This window comes from Falsiroseomonas sp. (genome assembly GCF_030695085.1).
In the GTDB taxonomy this organism is placed as follows: domain Bacteria; phylum Pseudomonadota; class Alphaproteobacteria; order Acetobacterales; family Acetobacteraceae; genus Falsiroseomonas.
Map to the genome: position 1 here is coordinate 1 of NZ_JAUYTS010000213.1, position 17,800 is coordinate 17,800.

At 71.0% G+C, this 17,800-nt stretch carries 15 protein-coding genes; 3 read left to right on the top strand and 12 right to left on the bottom strand.

All coding sequences use genetic code 11. From position 1 onward, the window contains the following. Window positions 1-485 precede the first annotated feature (485 nt). Complete coding sequence (locus Q8S40_RS22275) at window positions 486-1,172, top strand: hypothetical protein (protein ID WP_305672163.1); 687 nt, start codon at window positions 486-488, stop codon at window positions 1,170-1,172. Between the two features lie 3 nt (window positions 1,173-1,175). Here Q8S40_RS22275 and Q8S40_RS22280 read toward each other — a convergent pair whose 3' ends face one another. The 12 genes from Q8S40_RS22280 to tssA all read right to left on the bottom strand — a co-directional run bounded on the left by Q8S40_RS22280 (window position 1,176) and on the right by tssA (window position 14,259). Then, window positions 1,176-2,267: a hypothetical protein gene (locus tag Q8S40_RS22280; protein ID WP_305672164.1), complete on the bottom strand. Its 1,092-nt coding sequence runs from the start codon at window positions 2,265-2,267 to the stop codon at window positions 1,176-1,178. A gap of 52 nt (window positions 2,268-2,319) precedes the next feature. Further along, window positions 2,320-2,991, bottom strand: a complete 672-nt coding sequence (locus tag Q8S40_RS22285) for an OmpA family protein (RefSeq protein WP_304814379.1) — start codon at window positions 2,989-2,991, stop codon at window positions 2,320-2,322. A 36-nt stretch (window positions 2,992-3,027) separates the two neighbouring features. Next, window positions 3,028-3,555: an OmpA family protein gene (locus Q8S40_RS22290; RefSeq protein WP_305672165.1), complete on the bottom strand. Its 528-nt coding sequence runs from the start codon at window positions 3,553-3,555 to the stop codon at window positions 3,028-3,030. A 67-nt stretch (window positions 3,556-3,622) separates the two neighbouring features. After that, on the bottom strand, window positions 3,623-5,131 hold the full coding sequence (locus tag Q8S40_RS22295) for a class I SAM-dependent methyltransferase (protein WP_305672166.1): 1,509 nt from the start codon (window positions 5,129-5,131) through the stop codon (window positions 3,623-3,625). Next, entirely contained in the window at window positions 5,128-6,096 is a 969-nt protein-coding gene (gene tssG / locus Q8S40_RS22300; protein WP_305672167.1) for a type VI secretion system baseplate subunit TssG, read from the bottom strand. Before tssG ends, Q8S40_RS22295 begins: the two co-directional genes overlap by 4 nt. Window positions 6,097-6,208: 112 nt before the next feature. Beyond that, entirely contained in the window at window positions 6,209-8,044 is a 1,836-nt protein-coding gene (tssF, locus tag Q8S40_RS22305) for a type VI secretion system baseplate subunit TssF (RefSeq protein WP_305672168.1), read from the bottom strand. Continuing rightward, window positions 8,044-8,541: a type VI secretion system baseplate subunit TssE gene (gene tssE, locus Q8S40_RS22310; protein ID WP_304814371.1), complete on the bottom strand. Its 498-nt coding sequence runs from the start codon at window positions 8,539-8,541 to the stop codon at window positions 8,044-8,046. Before tssE ends, tssF begins: the two co-directional genes overlap by 1 nt. A gap of 16 nt (window positions 8,542-8,557) precedes the next feature. After that, complete coding sequence (locus Q8S40_RS22315) at window positions 8,558-9,346, bottom strand: type VI secretion system accessory protein TagJ (RefSeq protein WP_305672169.1); 789 nt, start codon at window positions 9,344-9,346, stop codon at window positions 8,558-8,560. An 82-nt stretch (window positions 9,347-9,428) separates the two neighbouring features. Continuing rightward, on the bottom strand, window positions 9,429-10,943 hold the full coding sequence (tssC, locus tag Q8S40_RS22320) for a type VI secretion system contractile sheath large subunit (protein ID WP_305672170.1): 1,515 nt from the start codon (window positions 10,941-10,943) through the stop codon (window positions 9,429-9,431). Window positions 10,944-10,946: 3 nt separating this feature from the next. Continuing rightward, window positions 10,947-12,440: a type VI secretion system contractile sheath large subunit gene (gene tssC / locus Q8S40_RS22325; protein WP_305672171.1), complete on the bottom strand. Its 1,494-nt coding sequence runs from the start codon at window positions 12,438-12,440 to the stop codon at window positions 10,947-10,949. Window positions 12,441-12,443: 3 nt separating this feature from the next. Beyond that, a complete protein-coding gene (gene tssB, locus Q8S40_RS22330) occupies window positions 12,444-12,950 on the bottom strand; it encodes a type VI secretion system contractile sheath small subunit (RefSeq protein ID WP_304814365.1) in 507 nt (168 codons plus the stop codon). A gap of 196 nt (window positions 12,951-13,146) precedes the next feature. Beyond that, window positions 13,147-14,259 (bottom strand): type VI secretion system protein TssA, encoded by a 1,113-nt coding sequence (tssA, locus tag Q8S40_RS22335; protein WP_305672172.1) that lies wholly within the window; start codon window positions 14,257-14,259, stop codon window positions 13,147-13,149. A gap of 277 nt (window positions 14,260-14,536) precedes the next feature. Between tssA and tssH the strand changes: the two genes are divergently transcribed. Further along, the gene (gene tssH / locus Q8S40_RS22340) at window positions 14,537-17,191 is read left to right on the top strand and encodes a type VI secretion system ATPase TssH (RefSeq protein WP_305672173.1); all 2,655 of its coding nucleotides are present in this window, start codon (window positions 14,537-14,539) and stop codon (window positions 17,189-17,191) included. A gap of 66 nt (window positions 17,192-17,257) precedes the next feature. Next, the gene (locus tag Q8S40_RS22345) at window positions 17,258-17,737 is read left to right on the top strand and encodes a type VI secretion system tube protein Hcp (RefSeq protein ID WP_304814360.1); all 480 of its coding nucleotides are present in this window, start codon (window positions 17,258-17,260) and stop codon (window positions 17,735-17,737) included. The last annotated feature ends 63 nt before the right edge of the window (window positions 17,738-17,800 follow it).

A 17,800-nucleotide genomic window follows, 5' to 3' on the forward strand; every position in this document is an offset into this window, starting at 1 on the left:
AATGGGCGCTGCTGGGCGGCGTGGCGCTGCTGGCGGCCGGCGCCGCAGGATATTTCGTGACCCAGCAGGGCGCGCCGGTGCCGCCGCCGGACCAACTGGCCCAATCCCAGGGTTCGGCCCCGGTGCCGACCCCACCGGCCCCGCCGCAGCCCGGCCCTGCCCCTGATCCGCCGCAGCCGGCACCCGGCCCCGCGCCGACGCCAGTTCCGGCGCCCGCGCCGCCACCCGTGCCTGCGCCCACTCCGGCGCCTGTGCCGACGCCGGCACCCGCACCGACGCCAGCGCCCGAACCGATACCGGCCCCGACACCGGCGCCAGCCCAGGCTCCGACACCGGCCCCGTCACCGGCGCCGTCACCAACGCCGGCACCGTCACCGGCACCAGCTCCCGCCCTCACACCAGCCCCGGCGCCCACGCCCGTACCGGCTCCGATACCAGCCCCACTGCCCACGCCCACACCCGCGCCAGTCCCGCCACCCGCACCCGTGCCAACCCCCGCCCCGACGCCCCCGCCGGCCCCCGATCTGCGCGCCGCCGCCGTCGCCGCAGCCGCCGCGGCGCCCTGCAGCCTGCTCGAGGCCAGCGCCACCGAGACCAGCCTCACCATCGAAGGCATCCTGCGCCGTGGCGGAGAGGCGGCGATGCGGCGCGTGCTGGCCGAGCGTGGCGTGCCGGAGGCCGCCGCCACGCTGCGCCTGAACGCCTTCGAAGGCCCCTATTGCGGCGCCATCGACACCATCCGCCAGGTCGCCGCCGCGACCGGGGAGGCGCCGCTGGTCTCCATCGCCGGCGCCATGCCGCTGCAACGCGGCGACCTGCTGCGGCTGGACGTGCAGATGCCGCCGCGCGCCGGCCAGCTCTATGTCAGCTACCTGATGAAATCGAACGAGATCGTCCATCTCGTCCCGTCCGAGCCGCAGGCCGCCGGCGCCCGGCTGCGCCTCGGCGAGCCCGGCCCGAATTTCGCCGGATGGGAGGTGGATGAGCCCTTCGGCACCGACATGATCATCGTCTTCGCCTCCGAGCGCCCGCTGTTCCCGCAGCCGCGCCCGGTGGTGGAGCCGCTGGACGACTACATCCCGGCGCTGGCCGCCGCGCTGCGCGATGCGCGCGCGCAGGGCATCCGCGTCAGCGCCCGCGCCGTGCTGCTGGAGACGGTGGCAAACCGGTAGCGTTCACGGCGGCATCCCCTGCCGCATCAGCCCGCGCAGCCGCGCCAGCTCCGCCTCCGTTACGCCGAGATGGTCGGCAGTGAAGAAGCGCGGGTCGGGCGTGTGCAGCAGATAGGCCTGCGCCTCGTCGATCATCAGCTCCTCGATGCCCGTATCGTAGCCCTCGCGGCCGAGGAAGGCGCGGAAGGCGGCGCGGTCGGCCGCGGTGAAGCCTTCGGTCCAGACCTGGCGGATATGCGCGGCATAGGCGGCATCGGTGCCGAAGCGGCCATGGCTGAGCTCATGGCGCAGGATGGTGGCGCGCCCGGCCTCATCCATCTCCGGCCCCGGCGCGGCGAGCGACAGCAGCACGATTTCCTGCCCCCCCGGCTCCTGCCCAACCGGCACCAGGCCGCGGGCGAGCAGATATTGCGCGCGCAGCCACTCCTCCGCCGGCGACAGCGCCAGCCCGTCCCGCTCCGCCAGCGCGAAGAAGCGCGCCAGGTCGGCGCCGCGGTAGTTGTGGCCGAAATAGAAGGTGGCGGCGCTTTCGCCGGTGCGGGCGATGGCCTCGGCCATCTCGGCCTCGCTCAGCACGCGGTCGCGCGGCAGCCCGGCCTTTTCGACCAGCGCCGCCACCCGGTTCAGCGCCGCGCCCTGCGCCGCGAGCGTCGGGAAGTCGATCAGGAAGATGGCGGGGTTGCCGGCGTAGCGGATCAGCCGGGGCTGGTCCGCGCGATGGTCCCGGATCGCCGCTTCCTCCATCAGCGGCGGCAGCGCCGCGAGGCGGGAGGGCAGGGGAAGCGAAACCGGAACCGGCTGGGGCTCCGGCTGGGGCTCCGGTTGGGGCTCCGGCTGGGGCTCCGGCGCCGGCGCGGGTTGCGGCGCCGGCGCCACCTCCGCCACCGGTTCCACCCGCAGCGGTGCCAGCGCCAGCCACCAGCCGCCGAGGCCGGCCACGATCACCCCACCGAGGCCGAGCAGCATCCAGGGCCAGGCCGGGCGGGCGGCCCGCTTCGGGGATGGGGGCGGCACATGGCCCCATTCCAGGGGCGGCGGCGGCCCGGGGCGGCCGGGTGGCGGGTGGCGGATGGTGGCGTCGTTCTCTGCCGACATGCTGCGTCCCACCCGGACCGGGTTCTGCTGCCCGCTACGCTGTCATCGTGCCTCAGCCGTCCAGGTTGATGACCTGCACGCGCCGGTTGCGCGGTTCATTCACCCCATCCCCGGTCGGCACCAGCAGCCGCGTCTGGCCCAGCCCGACCGCCTCCAGCCGGCTGCCATCGACCCCGAATTGCCGGATCAGATAGTCCCGCACCGCGGCGGCGCGGCGTTCCGACAGCGCCATGTTCATCGAGGCGGCACCCACCGAATCCGTATGCCCCTCGATCCGAAACCGGAACGGCGCCAGATCCGCCGAGGCCAGCGCGCGGCCGAGCGGTGCCAGCCTGGCCTCCGCCTGCGGCGTCAGATTGGCGGAGCCGCTGGGGAAGGTGACGGTGATGGACACCGCGGGCACCCCCTCCGGCGCCGTGGTGTCCGGCACCACCGGCCGCGCCACCGGGCGCGGCGCGCTGGGCGTGGCCGGTGCCGGTGTGGCGGTGGCGCCGAGCGGGGCGGGCCGCGCCGGCGCGCTTTCGGCCGGAGGGATCGCGGCGGAAGGGGTCGCGGCAGGTGCGGAAGGCAGGCGGATGCCGCGCGTGGCGCCATCGCCGCGGGGGCGCAGCTGTTCGATCAGCCGCGCCGCGGCCGGGTCGCTCTGCGCCCGGGCGGGCGCCGGAAGCAGGGTGGCGCCCGCTGCCAGCGCCAGAAGCGCGAGTGGGAAAGGGGCAAGGGACATGGACCGTCTCCGTTCAGATGCGGCGAAGCCTACGCCTCAGCCACCCAGATTAACCACCTGCACGCGGCGATTGCGCGGCTCGGCTGTTTCATCCTGTGTCGCCACCAGCAATTGCGTCTCGCCCAGCCCCACCGCCTCGATCCGCGCCGGGTCCACGCCATGCCGCTTGACGAGAAAATCCCGCACCGCGGCGGCGCGGCGTTCGGACAGCACCTGGTTCATCGCCGCGGGTCCGACCGTGTCCGTATGCCCCTCCACCCGGAAGCGGTAGCTGGCGAGGCGAGCCGAGCCGAGCGCCTGGCCCAGATTGTCCAGCACGCGGACGGCCTCCGGCCCCAGCCCGGCCGAACCGCTGGCGAAGGTGACGGTCAGCGAGATGGCGGCCGCGCCCGGCGGCGCCGTCGTCGTGGTCAGATCCGGCGCCGCGGGCACGCGGATGCCGCGGGTCACCGGGCTTGCGGGGTCCAGCCCCTCGATCAGCCGCTCCACCTCCGGCGCCTGCGCCCCGGCGCCGGCGGGTGCCAGCAGCAGCGCGAGGCCAAGCCCGGCAAGGGTCTTTCGCATGGCCATCCTCCCTTGGTGATCGTTTGAGAATGCCGGGGCCGACCCGCCGGCGTTTTCGAAGGGTCACTTAGACGATCCCCAGGCTGCGCCAGACCGGCAGCCGGTTCCGGACCAAAGAACCGATCTGTTCGCGCAGATGCGCCAGCATCTCCTCCGGTGGTTCCGCCCCCGGCGGCAGCAGGCCGCGCAGCAACGGCTCCACCGCCACGCCATCGGCCGGCGCGCGGGCGGCGAGGTCGGCGATGGCGAGTTCCATCCCATCCACCGCCAGCCCACCGGCCAGCGCCGGGCAGGCCAGCGCCATGCGGCCGGACCCCGTGCCGTGCGGTGCCAGCCGCCGCGCCGCCACCGCATTGAAGCGCCGCGCCGTCGCTTCCGCCGCACCACCCGGCGCGGACCACAGCGGCAAGGCGCTGCCGCTGCCCACCAGCATGGCCAGCGCCTCCGGCGGGGTCACGCTGCCACAGCCGGGCAGGGACAGCAGCGCGCCGATGGTCTGCGGCCCGGCTTCCAGCGCCGCCAGGATCGGTTCGATGATCTGCGGCGGCAGTTCCGCCTCGCCAGCCTGGGTTCGCAGCTTGCGCGCGGCCTTGGCATGGCTGACCGAGGCCAGGGGGATCGCCGCTACCGCGGCATCGCGCGAAACCCGTCGCAGGCCGCGCACATAGATGTCGCGCCGGAAGGCGCGCGGCACGCACAGATCCAGCACCAATTGCCGCGCCGTGTCATCCGGTGCCGCGTGCCAGATTTCCTGCTGCGCCGGGGTCAGCGACATGGCAGGGAAATTCTCGTCCATGGTGGCGCTGCCGACAAACTCGCAGCGCGCCGTGGCCATTGCGTCCTGCACATCGGCGAAGAAGCAGGGGCGCCAATGGTCGGTGATGAATTCATGCAGCAGGTAGCCGGCCCGCGCGCCGGAAATCTCCCCGGTCATCAGCGCGCGCCAGGTGGAGGGCGGCAGATGTTGCGCCTCTGCCGCCACCAGCTTCTGCACGATGTCCCGCGCCGCATCGATGCCCGCCGCCGTGCTGCCGGCACCGCGCAGCGCACCACGGGCGAGGCGGGACAGGCCGAGCGCCCCGCCCGCGCCGGGCAGCGCGTTGTAGGTCATCAGCACCACGCCGCCGGGCTTCAGCCGCCGCCGCAGCAGCCACAGCACCCCCTCCCGCACCGGGTCCGCCACCCAGGACCACAGGCCGTGCACCGTCACCAGGTCGAATTCGGGCAGCCGGTCCAGCTCCGCCCCGTCCAGTTCCGCCAGGTCGGTCGCCTCGAAGCGCGCATTCGTCAGGCCCGCGGCGGCGGCCATCGATCGGGCTTCGGCGATATGCGCCGGGTTGTAGTCCAGCCCCAGGACCTCGGCGTTCGGGTTGCCCGCGGCCAGTACATTGGCGGTGTAGCCCGATCCGCAGCCGATCTCCGCGATCTGCATCGGCGTTTCCGGCCCCACCTCCCACGCCACGCCCATCAGCGCGCAGGCGGCGGCGAGATGGGCGGGGGATTGGAAGGCGTGCCAGGCGGCCGGGTAGGGCTCGGCCACGGGGTAGCCGCGGGACCAGCCGGTATGCGTGCTCATGCGGCATCCTGACGCGAGGGGGAAATCGGACTGAGCAGCGCGTCCCGCGCATCGGCGCGGCGCGGATGCGGCGTGGTGAGCCAGCCGGTCCAGCCGAGCCGGGCGCCGCCGAGGCCGAGCTTGCAGGGCGGCACCTCGGCGGCGGCCAGAACCGGATTCAGTGCGAAATCCTGCTCCAGCCCGACCTGCAGGCGGATCAGCTCCACCAGCCTGCCATGCAGCGGCGCGCCCGGCAGCAGCGCCTCGAATTCCTTCAATTTCAGCGGACCCAGCCGCAGCAGGAAGCGGGCGGAGGGGTCCCAGGCCTGGGCGCCGAGCGCCGCATCCACGCCCAGGCCGCAATTCACCCCCGGCCTGCCGCGCGCCGCCATGCGGGATTGCTCGCCGGCCGGCAGGCGGATCCAGCCGCCGGCGAATTCCACGATCTGCACCGGCGTGCCGGTTTCCTCCGTCAGCAGCCCGCGCAGCCGTTCCGCGCTGCGGGAGCGGGAGGCGAGCGCCCCGGCATGGTACAGCAGCGCCGGCAGCGGCGTGGCCAGCCTCGCCACCAGATGCGGCGTGCCGAGTCCGCTCGCCGCCGCCAGCACGCGTTCCGCCGGCACCGGGTCCCGTGCCGGGCGGTATTTCGCGCCCGCCTTCACGAACAGCCCGGTGAAGCGCCGCGCCAGCATGTCGAGGAAATTGTGCAGCGCGACGGAGCGTTTTCGGGCTTCCGCCGCCACGGTTGCCGTGTAGTGCCGCGGCAGCACGCCGCCCGGGCCGATCAGGCCGAAGGTCGGCGTCACGATCTCCCCGGTCTGCGGGTTGCTGGAGGCCACCTCGCCCCCCGGCGCGCCGAGCCGCGCCTGGGTGCGGTAGGGCAGGTCCACCGGGTCCCGCCCCGGCGCCAGCACCGCCGCCGCCTGGTCCAGGCTGAACCGCGCCGGCTCGGCCGCCAGTTTTTCGCGCGGGGAGGGTGCGGTCATGCCGGCACTCCGGTTGCCAAACCTGCGGACGGCGACTTTCGCCGGCCGAGCGCGCGAAGGCGCGCCGCCGCCCCTGCGGCGAGCCGCCCGGCGCTTGAGGGCGGGAAATCTTTCACAACAGCACCCGCGTGCCGCTGCGCGCCGGCCAGGTGGCGACGGCCCCGCTGCGTCCGCGCAGCAGCGCGCTGGATCGCACGAAGCCATTCACCGAGACCTGCAGGGCCAGGAACCGCTCCAGCACCCCGCAGAGAAGAAACAGTCCGCCCGCTGTCCAGGCCTGCGGTTCGAAGGTCAGCGCCACTTCCAGCCCCCTCGCGAAACTGCCCGGTCGCACGCCGGGCAGGCGGGCGACGCCCGGGGTGGCGGTGACGGAGACCAGCCCCTCCAGCGCCAGCCTTGTCTCCGCCGTGTCCCGCAGACCATGCAGTCGCAGCATTTCCTTGAGCGCCAGCGCCGCCTGCGGCCCACCCGTGACGCCGAGATGGTTCAGCGCGAGGTGCGACACCAGCCGCCAGCCGCTGCGCTCGCGCAATTGCGGCCGCAGCGTCGGCGTCGGCGGAGACAGGCACTCGGCGCTGCCGGCCGGCGTGGCGGGGTCGACAATCCGCAGCCGCGGCTGCCCGCCGCCGAAGGGCAGCAGCGATGGCAAATCCCGGTTGCAGCACAGCGCATCGACGCCGAGCACCCCATCCGCCGGCAGCGACGGATCGAAATGCGGATCACGCAGCATCAGCCGCGTCTCGCTGCCGCCCAGGATGCCCGGCGCGGGCCGGCGCGCGGCGATCCAGCTTACATCGGTCGCCTCCGCCTCCGCCTCGCTCGGCGCCTCGGCGCGCAGCCGGTGGAAGGCGGGCACGCGCTTCGGGCGCGGGTCTTCCGCCCGGCTCAGTCGCACCGCCTCCACCGCATAGACTTCCAGCGCCGCGGGGCGCCGCGCATCGGGCACCACCAGCCAGTCGGATTGCGTGCCATCCAGCGCGATCGGCTCGCAGATCTGGCGGAACAGGTTGATCGCCGGCGTGCATCCGAGCGCGAAGTTCTCGGCCGAGACCGCGCGTTCCAATTCCGGCACGGCGCGCGAGAGATAGACAAAAATCTCCATCTTCGGGCTGCGCTGCACCAGGCTGCGGCGGTCCAGACCATCGAGGTCGAGGTAGAGGAACTTCTCGGGGAAGGCGAAATACTCGGTCAGCAGCCGGTGCCCGGTGAAGGCGCGCGGCGGCCAGGGCAGGGCGGCTTCCTCCGGCGCGAAGCCCCCCTGGCTCAGCGCCTCCCGCCCCAGCAGCACCGGACGTGGATCGGAGGGGCCATCGGCCAGCGCGATCGACAGGGTCGAGGTGCAGAGCAGTTCCAGCAACTGCACCGGCACCGGCCCGGCGCCCCGCAGATGCAGCCGCAGCCGGTCGATGCCGATCTCCGCGAAGGTCAGGCCGGGCAGGGTGGTCGACAGCGTCAGCCGCAGCACCGCGACGGCGCCCTGCGCCTGCGGATTGGCCGGGGCCGGCAGCGGCAGGCCATTCAGCCGCGCCGCCTCCACCGCAACGGGCCACAGCGTGGTGTCCTGGCAGGTGCGGAAGGTCAGGCGCTCGCCGCGCACCGCTTCCGTCTCCAGCCTGGTGCCGCGCGGCACCAGGGCGGCGCCGGCGGCCTCCGGTTTCGGCAGCAGCCGCACGGTGGTGAGCGAGGGTACCGGCGCCAGCAGATGCGGGCAGAGCAATTCCAGCAGCGCATCCGTCAGCTCCGGCAGCTCATCATCCAGCCGGTGCTGCACCCGCGCGGCGAGGAAGGCGACGCCTTCCAGCAGGCGCTCCACATGCGGGTCATCCACCGCATCCGGCGTCATCCGCAGCCGCCCGGCGACCTTCGGATTGGCCTCCGCGAATTCGCCCGCCAGCCGCCGGATCGCGGCGAGTTCGCGGTTGTAGAAGGGGAGAAGATCGTCCGACATCAGGCGTCCCGCACCGTCACGTCGCGGGAGACGGGTTCGAGCAAAGTCTCGAAGCTCACCGGCTCCGGCACCGGATCGGCGCGCAGCACCGCATCCACCTTCAGCCGCAAGGCGCGGTCCAGCTCATTCTCCCCGCCCACCAGCTCGACGCGGATGGACATCAGCCGCGGTTCAAAGCGGCGGATCGTCGCCTCCACCTCCCGCGCCAGCGCCTCGCGCCGCGCCGGCACGGCATAGGCGCCGGAGGTGGCATCCGGGATGCCGTAGTTCAGCGGCGAGATTACCAGTTCCTCCAGCCCCGCCGGCACCGGGCGGCGGCGGCGGCGCGCGTTCAGCACCGCCTCCAGGTCCCGCCGCACGGCGCGGTGCAGCAATTCCAGCGCCACGGCGATGCTCGGCGGCGGCGGTTCCGGCGCGCCGGGGTCCGCATCCAGCAGCCGATCGAGCAGCGGCAGCCGCGCCCGATGCGCCGGGCCGCGGATGCGTGTCCCGCTCATGGTGTGGCCTGCGCGCTCAATCGAACACCAGATTCGTCACGGCGGAGATCGCCAGCGCGTCATCCCCCGCCAGCAGCAGCCGCTGCCCGCGCCCGCGCACCGGACCATCCTCCGGATGCGTCCATTCCGTGACGCGGCCGAGCCTCAGCGGGTTCCCGGCTTCGGTGTGGGCGCCGAAATACAGCGCCGGCATGAACACCACGCCTTCCGTGCTGTCCTTCAGCTCGATCGCGCAGCGGCGCCAAAACAGGTCGCGCGGCCGGCGCGGCGGGTCGAAGCTCAGCGACCGCACGCGCTCCACCGGCACCAGCATGTGGTCGCCGGCGGTGGTCAGCACCTCGAACTCCGCGGCGAACAGGTCATCCGCGTCGCGCAGATCGTCGAAGGGGGTGTCGTCGGCGCGGCCGGGCGCGCGGGGGCGGAACGATTCAATTTCCTCCGCCGCCGCAGTCGCCGCCTCAACCTCGCCCGCGCGCAGCAGCACGCGGGCGCGGAGTGCGGCCTGCTGCGCCGCGGTCGCGTCATCGCCCTGGTATTTCGGCGCGCGGCCTTCGCCGAGCACCTGGCCGCGCACCACCTCCGCCCGCAGCAGCTTGCGGAATTCCAGCACCGCCGGGTTGGGCTCCCGCAGCGCCGCCGCATCCAGCATGCGGTCGGCGCGCTCGGCTTCCCCGGCATAGAGCATCAGCTCCGCCAGCAGCCAGCGCGCATCCGAATCGGCCGGCGCGGCCTTCACCGCGGCGGTGGCGGCGGCCAGCGCCGCGGCCAGGTCGCCGGCATGGAAGGCATCCCCTGCGGTGGTCATTCTGGGCGTTTCCTCAGTTGGAAAATTCGCGCAGAGCCCAGCCTAGGCTGCCCTGCGCCGGAAAATGTTTCACGCCGCTGCGTCATGCCGCATTCCTGCGGGGGGCGAATTCGGTGGTCAGCCGGAAGGCCGCGCCCACCTCGTCCAGCTGGTGATGCGGGCGCAGATGCACGGTGCAGCCATAGACGCCGGGTTTGTCGCGCCGTTCGCGCACTTCCACCTTCGCATCCATCAGCGGATATTTCGCCGTGACCTCCGCCCCGCCGGAGCCAAGCCCGCTGACGAAGCGGTCCAGCCAGCGCTGCAATTCATACTCCACCTCCGGCGCCTCGCGGGAGGAACCCACCATGTCCCTCCCCATCAGCTTGATGCAATGCGCGAAACGGCTGACGCAGAGCAGGGTGTTGATCTGGGTGGACAGGCGCTGGTTCGCATCTGCGACGGCGCTGTTCATGCGGGGCGGGCGGTGCAGCGCGGGCAGCGCGCCGAAGCTCGCCTCGGCCAGCCCCTCCAGCGCCGAAAGCGGCACCAGGCGGCCATCGCTGATCTGGCGTTCCTGCTCATCCGTCAGCGCGAGATCGAGCGGCGCGCGCGGCGGCGGGCCGGGCGGGTCGGAGGGGAAGCGTTCATAGGGCAGGCCATCCAGCACGCCGCCGATCGCATCCTCCTGCGGCTCCGCCCCGCGCACCTCGCCGGGCCAGGCGTAGCGGTCGAAGGCGCGCACCGCGGCGGCGGCCAGCCCATAGACCGGCGTGGTCCAGACCCGCTGTTCGGCGCCCGCGGCATGGCCGCGATAGCGGAAGCGATCGACGCGGCTGCCATCATCCGGCCAGGGCGCGCGGCCCAGCACGCGCGGCAGCGCGACGCAAAGAAAGCGCATATCCTCCAGCGCCGCCGCATTGCGCCAGCGCGCATGTTCCGGGCCACCCAGCGCATCCGCCAGGTCGAAGGCCGGCGCCGCTTCCGCGAAGCTGTCGAGGCCGACCAGCGCCGGAGAGGCCGCGAATACGATGGGCGCGAAGGCCGCGGCCGCGATGGCGGCGAAGGCGGTCAGCGCGCCCACATCATCGGTCGGGTGGCCGGGTGCGGGCAGGTGGCGGATTTCGTAATCGGCCGCGATCAGGCCGAAGGGCTCGCCGCCGGCGATGCCGAATTCCCGCTCATAGATCGCCTTGAAGACCTGGCTCTGGTCGAATTCCACCGCGCGTTCCAGGTCCCGGCACAGCTCCGTCCAGCGCGCCGAGAGCAGTTTCAGCCGCACCTTGCCGCCGGCCGCCGGCAGCCGGTCCACCAGCCAGGCCAGGCCGCGCCAGGACCCTTCCAGTCGCCGCAGCCGGGCCGCATGCAGCACGGCATCGAGCTGCGCCGACAGCATCGCATCGAGCGCCGCGATATCGCGGTCCAGCGCGCCGCGCAGCGCCTCCGCCGGGAAGGGATCGCGGGCCAGCACCGCCAGCCGCGCTTCCCCGAACCAGCCACGAAGAAGCTGCGCGCTATCAACCTCGGCCAGCAACGCCGCCAGCCCCTCGGCCGCCGGATTGCGGCCGAGGAATCGCCCGGCCAGCACCGCATCGCGCAACGGCGTGGCCGGATCCATGGCTCAGGACTTCTGCGGAATCCGCGCGACCATCCGCATCGAGGTGGTGAGTTCCTCCATCTGCAACCACGGCCGCAGATGCGCCACTGCGTTGTAGACGCCGGGCTTGCCGGGCACTTCCTTCACCTCGATCTGCGCCTCGCGCAGCGGATACTTCGCGCGCGCTTCCTGGCCCGCGCCCTCCATCGGATTGACGAAATTCTGGATCCAGCGGTTGAGCCAGACCTCGCAATCGGATGCCTCCATGAAGGAGCCGATCTTGTCCCGCGCCATCACCTTCAGGTAGTGCGCGAAACGGCTCGTCGCCATCATGTAGGGCAGGCGGGCGGAGATGGCGGCATTCGCCGTCGCTTCCGGCCGGTCGTACTTCTTGGGCTTCTGCGCCGACTGCGAGCCGAAGAACACGGCATAGTCGGTGTTCTTGTAGTGGCACAAAGGCAGGAAGCCGAGGCCGGACAGCTCCGCCTCGCGCCGGTCGGTGATGCCGATCTCCGTCGGGCACTTCGCATCCGCATCGCCATCGTCACTGGTAAAGGTGTGGTTCGGCAAATTGGAGACCTTGCCGCCGCCCTCCGCGCCGCGGATCGCGGTGCAGAAGCCGTATTGCGCGAAGGCATCCGTCAGCCGCGCCGCCTTCACATAGGCCGCGTTCATCCAGCAATAGTCGTGGTGCCCCTGCGCCTGGGCCGAGCCATCGGCATTGCGCGGCGCCTCCTCATAGTCGAATTCCTCGATCGGCTTGGTCGCCGCGCCATAGGGCAGGCGGGCGATGACGCGCGGCATGACCAGGGCCACGAAGCGCGCATCCTCCGTCTCCCGGAAGGACCGCCACTTGGCGTATTCCTGCGTCTCGAAGATCTTTGCCAAGTCGCGCGGCTTCGACAGCTCGCGCCAGTCCTCGAAGCCGAACATGCCGGCGCCGACGCCGGAGATGAACGGCGCGAAGGCCCCGGCCGCGACGTTGGAGATCAGCCGCAGCGTCTCCACGTCATCCGGATGCGCGGTCCATTCATAGTCACCGACCAGCGCGCCATAGGGCTCGCCGCCCGGGGTGCCGAACTCATTCTCGTAGATCTTCTTGAACAGGCCGGACTGGTCGAACTCCACCGCGCGTTGCAGGTCGCGCGACAGGTCCTTCTTGCTGGCCTGCAACATGCGGATCTTGAGGCTGGTGCCGGTCTCGCTGTTCATCACCAGGTAGTTCAGCCCGCGCCAGGAGCCTTCGAGCTTGGTGAAGCGCGGATGGTGCATCACTTGGTTGAGCTGCTCGCTCACCTTGGCGTCGATCGCGGCGATGGCGCGGTCGAAGGTCTGGCTCAGGTTGCGGCTGAAGGTGACGGTGCCCTTCAGCGCTTCCTCGGTCAGCGCCTTGATCAGTTCCTGCGCCCGGTCGCGCTCGGTCTGCTTGGTGGCACCGATCACCTGGTCCAGCAGGCCGAGGCCGCCGTCTTCGGTGGTGGTTGAGGCACCGCCCGGTTGTGACTGCGTCGCGCTCATCGCTCAGCCCTCCTTCTTGTCGAGGCCAAGCTCGGCGGACAATGCGTCGAGCTTCGACTTGTCGTTCAGCACCTGCTCCAGCAGGCTTTCCAGCTCGTCGGAGCGATCCACCTTGCTCATCAGGTCGCGCAGCTTGGCGCGGGTTTCCAGCAGGGCCTTCAGCGCCGGCACCTGCTCGGCCACCTTCGCCGGCTCGAAATCCTCCATCGACTTGAATTTCAGGTTCACCGCCATCTGGCTGCCATCGCCGGCCAGGGTGTTGTCCACCTTCAGGTTCAGCCCGGGCGCGATGCGCGCCATGACGTCGTTGAAATTGTCCCGGTCGATCTGGACGAATTTCCGGTCGGCCAACGGCTTCAGCGGCTCCGTCGGGTCCCCGGCATAATCGCCCATCACGCCGACCACGAAGGGCAGTTCCCGCACGATGGCGGCGCCCTCGGTCTCGACTTCATAGGTGATGTGCACGCGCGGCTTGCGCACGCGCGCCAGCTTGTCATGGACGCTTGTCATGGCGTTTTCCATACCCTCGGGTTGAACGTACCGGTCTTGACCGTGTCGGGTCGCAGGTAATCGCGACCGAAGCCGTTGCCATGTCGGCAGATAACGCTTTCGGTGCCCGGCGCGTCAACCTTTGCGGGTGTGCGTCGTGCCGAAGGCGCGCCATGCTGGTGGCGTGCCGAGGGCGCGCCATGCTGGTGGCGCGGGCTCATTCCGAAAGCTCCTCCGGCCGGATGCCGAGGCGGGCCAGCAGGCCGTGCCGCGCCTCGGTGTCCGGCAGAACCTCGGCCAGCAATTCAGCCAGCGTCATCCGTCCGCGCCGCACCGCCTCATCCAGCGTATAGGACAGGGGCGAATGCGGTTCGGTGCGCCGAAAATATTCGGCGATGCGGCCCAGCTCCCGCAGCGCATCCTCCCGGCTCGCCAGCACGGCCGGGCCGCCGGGGGCTGCCACCGGCGCGGCGGCTGCCGTGCCGGCTGCCGGCGCCGGGGCGGCAGCGGCGGCCACCGGGGCCACCTCCGCCGGCGCGCCACCGAGGCTGCCCACCACCTCGATAATCCGGTCCAGCAGCCGCGTGACATTGCGGGTGGCGGGGGCCTCGCTGCCGAAGCGGTTGTCGGTGGCCTGCTCCATCGCCAGCCAGGTGTCGCGCGCCGTGGTGGCGGCCTGGCCGACGCCGCTCAGGAAGGCCCGGTCCATCCGCGCCTCGGCCTGCAGGGTCGCCAGTTCCGGCACGCCCGCCGCGCGCCGTGCGGCCAGGCGTTCCTCATTGACGATCCCGGCCGTCTCCTCCGCCTGGTCCCATTGGTAAAGGCCGAGCGGGGTGCCATCGGTGCGGCGGAACAGCGGCAGGCGGCGCAGCGGTTGCATCACCGTGCCGTCGCTGCCGCTGCCGGCGAGCCCGCCGATCGGCGCGGCGCGGGCATCCAGCCCATCCTCATCGGGCTGCGGAAAACCGGCATCCCAATACTGTTCGCAAAGCCCAGTAATGAGCTTTGCCCCGGCGGCGAGACCACCCAATCCCGCCTGGCGCACCAGCGCCTCCGTCAGCCAGGCCGCAACCTCGAAATCCTTGGAGCGCGTGGCCAGCGCTTCCTGTCCGATGCGCGCCACGTCGCGCCAGGCCTCCGCGGGCGGGCTTTCCGTGTCTCCCTCGCTGTCGCGCGCCCGTTCCTCGGCACGTGCCGCGGCGCGGGCATCACGCAGGCGCTGATAGGGCGAGGTGGGGGAGAAGTCGCCGCGCAGATCCGCCCCGGCGCCACCCTCGCCGGAGTCGAGCGGCGCCAGCAGCGCCTCCAGGTCGATTGGATCTTCGGACACCAGCCACTCCCTTGGTCGTCGCGTGCCGAAGCGAGGCTGCCCCGCAACCGCCACGCCATTCTGCCGCAGCTTCAAGTCGTCGCGATACCTCCAGGTGAGGATCATGAAACGCCACGAAACGTGGCGAAACACGTTCCACCCCCGTCGCTGGCATTGTGGACACCTGTGCTACCGCTGATTAGCCTGCGGCCTCGAAACGGCTTTCGCCATGCGAGGGCCCTTTCGTTAAGGCCCGGCGGTTAACGTCCGGTGCAGGACCCGAGGAGCGAACCGTCACATGGTGGCTGTGGACCTGAAATCCGTTGTCGGACGGCTGAGCGATATCTGCCGCCGGCAGGTGGAGGCGGCCGCCGGGCTGACACTTTCGCGCAGCCACTACAATGTGGAGATCGAGCATGTGCTGCTGAAGCTGGTCGAGACCAGCGGCAGCGACATCGCCCATATCCTCCGCAAGCTGGAGGTTGATGCCGGCAAGGTGGCCGCGGAGCTCACCAAGGCGCTCGACCGGCTTCGCACAGGCAATGCCCGCGCCCCGGCGCTGTCGCCCGATATCGTCGCCTGGCTGCGGGAAGCCTGGCTGATCGCCTCGCTCGAAGCCAATGTCTCCCGCATCCGCAGCGGCCACATGCTTGCGGCGATGCTGGCGGATGACGCGCTGGCGCGCACGCTGCGTGACAGTTCGCCGACACTCGCCGCCGTGCCCGCGGACCGCGTGCGCCGCAACCTGGCCGAGCTGACCAGCGGCAGCGAGGAAGCCACACAGGCCGAAGCGACGGCAACCGCGCCGGGCGCCGCACCGGCCGCCAGTGGCGCACCGCGCGGCGATGGCCCGCTGGAGCAATTCTGCACCGACCTGACGGCGCAGGCGAAGGCGGGAAAGATCGACCCGATCCTCGGCCGCGACGCGGAAATCCGCCAAATGGTGGATATCCTGACCCGCCGCCGGCAGAACAACCCGATCCTCACCGGCGAACCCGGCGTCGGCAAGACGGCGGTGGTGGAAGGCCTGGCGCTACGGATCGCGCAGGGTGACGTGCCGGCGGCGCTGCGCGGCGTGAAGCTGATGTCGCTCGACCTCGGCCTGTTGCAGGCCGGCGCGGGCGTGAAGGGCGAGTTCGAGAATCGCCTCAAGGGTGTCATCGACACGGTGAAGGCGTCACCGACGCCGATCGTCATGTTCATCGACGAGGCGCATACGCTGATCGGCGCCGGAGGCCAGGCCGGGCAGAACGATGCCGCGAACCTGCTGAAGCCGGCGCTTGCTCGCGGAGAATTGCGCTGCGTCGCCGCCACCACCTGGGCCGAGTACAAGAAGTATTTCGAGAAGGACGCGGCGCTGACCCGCCGCTTCCAGGTGGTGAAGGTGGATGAACCGTCGGAGCCGCTGGCCATGGCCATGCTGCGCGGCCTGGTCGCGACGCTGGAGAAGCATCACGGCGTCCGCATCCTGGACGAGGCGATCAGCGATGCGGTGAAGCTGTCGGCGCGCTTCATCCCCTCCCGCCAATTGCCGGACAAGGGCGTCTCGCTGCTGGATACCGCCTGCGCGCGCGTCTCGATGAGCCAGGCCTCCATCCCGGCGCCGATCGAGGATCGCACGCGGCGGCTGGAGATGATCGCGACCGAACTCGGCGCCGTCAGCCGCGAGAGCGCGACCGGCAGCGACCACGCCGCCCGCATCGCGGCGCTGGAGGCCGAGCGGGTGAAGGCGGAGGCTGAGCTTGGCGAGCTGAATGCGCGGTGGGAGGCTGAGAAAACCCTCGTCGCGAAGATCCGCGACCTGCGCCTGCAGGCCGAAACCGCGGCGCTGAACCTGACGCCGGAGGCACCCGCCACGGATGCCGGGCAGGTCCGCCAGGACCTCGCCGATGCGTCGAAGGAGTTGAAGGCGCTGCAAGGCGAAAATCCGCTGGTGCATCCGGTGGTCGACGGCCAGGCGGTGGCGGAGGTGGTGGCGACCTGGACCGGCATTCCGGTCGGCCGCATGGTGTCCGACGAGATCAGGACGGTGCTGAACCTGAAGCAGAAGCTGATGGAACGCGTCGTCGGCCAGGACCATGCGCTGGACGCCATCGCGCAGGCCATCCGCACCAGCCGCGCCGGCCTGACGGATCCCCGCAAGCCGATCGGCGTCTTCCTGATGGCCGGCACCTCCGGCGTCGGCAAGACGGAGACCGCGCTGGCGGTGGCGGATCTGCTGTATGGCGGGGAGCAGAACCTCACCGTCATCAACATGTCCGAGTTCAAGGAGGAGCATAAGGTCTCGCTCCTCATGGGCTCGCCGCCCGGCTATGTCGGTTATGGCGAAGGCGGCGTGCTGACGGAAGCGGTGCGCCGCCGTCCCTATTCCGTGGTCCTGCTCGATGAGATGGAGAAGGCGCATCCCGGCGTGCAGGATGTGTTCTACCAGGTCTTCGACAAGGGCCAGATGAAGGATGGCGAGGGGCGGGACATCGATTTCCGCAACTGCGTCATCATCATGACCAGCAATGCCGGTACCGACACCATCGCGAAGCTCTGCGCGGACCCCGACACGGCGCCAGACCCGGAGCCTTTGCGTGAGGCGCTGCAGCCCGATCTGCTGAAGGTGTTCAAGCCGGCCTTCCTCGGCCGCTGCAACACCGTCATCTACTACCCGCTGGCGGATGCGGTGCTGAAAAGCATCTGCATCCTGAAGCTGCGCAGCATCGGCCGGCGGATGGTCGAAAGCTATGGCGTGCCGCTGGAATTCGATGATGCTGTGCCGGAGACCATCGTCTCCCGCTGCCGCGAAGTGGAATCCGGCGCGCGCAACATCGACAACATCCTCAGCCGCACCCTGCTGCCGGAGCTTTCCGCCGGCATCCTGGAACGGCTCGCGGCGGGGGGTGAGATCAACCGGGTGCAGGTCGGCATCAATGATGCTGGCGGCTTCCGGTACGACCTCGGCTGATAGGCCCCGCCGCCGAGGCTGCTTGATTCGGGGAATGTTGGTCAACCACAGGCAAGGGACCGGACAATGGCGATCTTCATCAAATATGGCGACCTCGCGGGCGAGGCGACGGCGACGGGCTACGAAAAGTGGATGGAGGTGCAGAGCCTTCAGTGGGGCGTCGGCCGTGGCATCTCCTCCGGCGTCGGCGGTGGCTCCAAGCGCGAGGCGACGGCGCCGAGCGTGTCCGAGATCGTCGTGACCAAGACGATGGACGCGATCTCCCCGCTCATGCTGAAGGAAGCGATCGGCGGTGACGCGAAGACCGTGAAGATCGACCTGACGCAGACCGATTCCAGCGGCAAGCACATCGCCTACCAGAAGTATATCCTGACCAACACGCTGATCAGCGGCTACTCGCTGAGCAGCGGCGGCGATCGCCCCTCCGAATCGCTGTCCTTCAACTTCACCAAGGTGGACAGCGAGTATCTGAAGGTGGACGACAAGTTCAAGTCGACCACCACGGGCCACGTGATCTACGACATCTCCACCGCCAAGTCCGGCTGAGCCTTCGGGCCAGGCCCGCGCCTTGCGCCCCACCCGGCACGTCGCCGGGTGGGGTTTTTCGTG

Excerpts from the sequence above, each read along its gene's own strand:
- Q8S40_RS22280 (WP_305672164.1), bottom strand. The coding sequence starts at position 2,267 with ATGTCGGCAGAGAACGACGCCACCATCCGCCACCCGCCACCCGGCCGC.
- Q8S40_RS22285 (WP_304814379.1), bottom strand. The coding sequence starts at position 2,991 with ATGTCCCTTGCCCCTTTCCCACTCGCGCTTCTGGCGCTGGCAGCGGGC.
- Q8S40_RS22290 (WP_305672165.1), bottom strand. The coding sequence starts at position 3,555 with ATGCGAAAGACCCTTGCCGGGCTTGGCCTCGCGCTGCTGCTGGCACCC.
- Q8S40_RS22295 (WP_305672166.1), bottom strand. The coding sequence starts at position 5,131 with ATGAGCACGCATACCGGCTGGTCCCGCGGCTACCCCGTGGCCGAGCCC.
- tssG (WP_305672167.1), bottom strand. The coding sequence starts at position 6,096 with ATGACCGCACCCTCCCCGCGCGAAAAACTGGCGGCCGAGCCGGCGCGG.
- tssF (WP_305672168.1), bottom strand. The coding sequence starts at position 8,044 with ATGTCGGACGATCTTCTCCCCTTCTACAACCGCGAACTCGCCGCGATC.
- tssE (WP_304814371.1), bottom strand. The coding sequence starts at position 8,541 with ATGAGCGGGACACGCATCCGCGGCCCGGCGCATCGGGCGCGGCTGCCG.
- Q8S40_RS22315 (WP_305672169.1), bottom strand. The coding sequence starts at position 9,346 with ATGACCACCGCAGGGGATGCCTTCCATGCCGGCGACCTGGCCGCGGCG.
- tssC (WP_305672170.1), bottom strand. The coding sequence starts at position 10,943 with ATGGATCCGGCCACGCCGTTGCGCGATGCGGTGCTGGCCGGGCGATTC.
- tssC (WP_305672171.1), bottom strand. The coding sequence starts at position 12,440 with ATGAGCGCGACGCAGTCACAACCGGGCGGTGCCTCAACCACCACCGAA.
- tssB (WP_304814365.1), bottom strand. The coding sequence starts at position 12,950 with ATGACAAGCGTCCATGACAAGCTGGCGCGCGTGCGCAAGCCGCGCGTG.
- tssH (WP_305672173.1), top strand. The coding sequence starts at position 14,537 with ATGGTGGCTGTGGACCTGAAATCCGTTGTCGGACGGCTGAGCGATATC.
- Q8S40_RS22345 (WP_304814360.1), top strand. The coding sequence starts at position 17,258 with ATGGCGATCTTCATCAAATATGGCGACCTCGCGGGCGAGGCGACGGCG.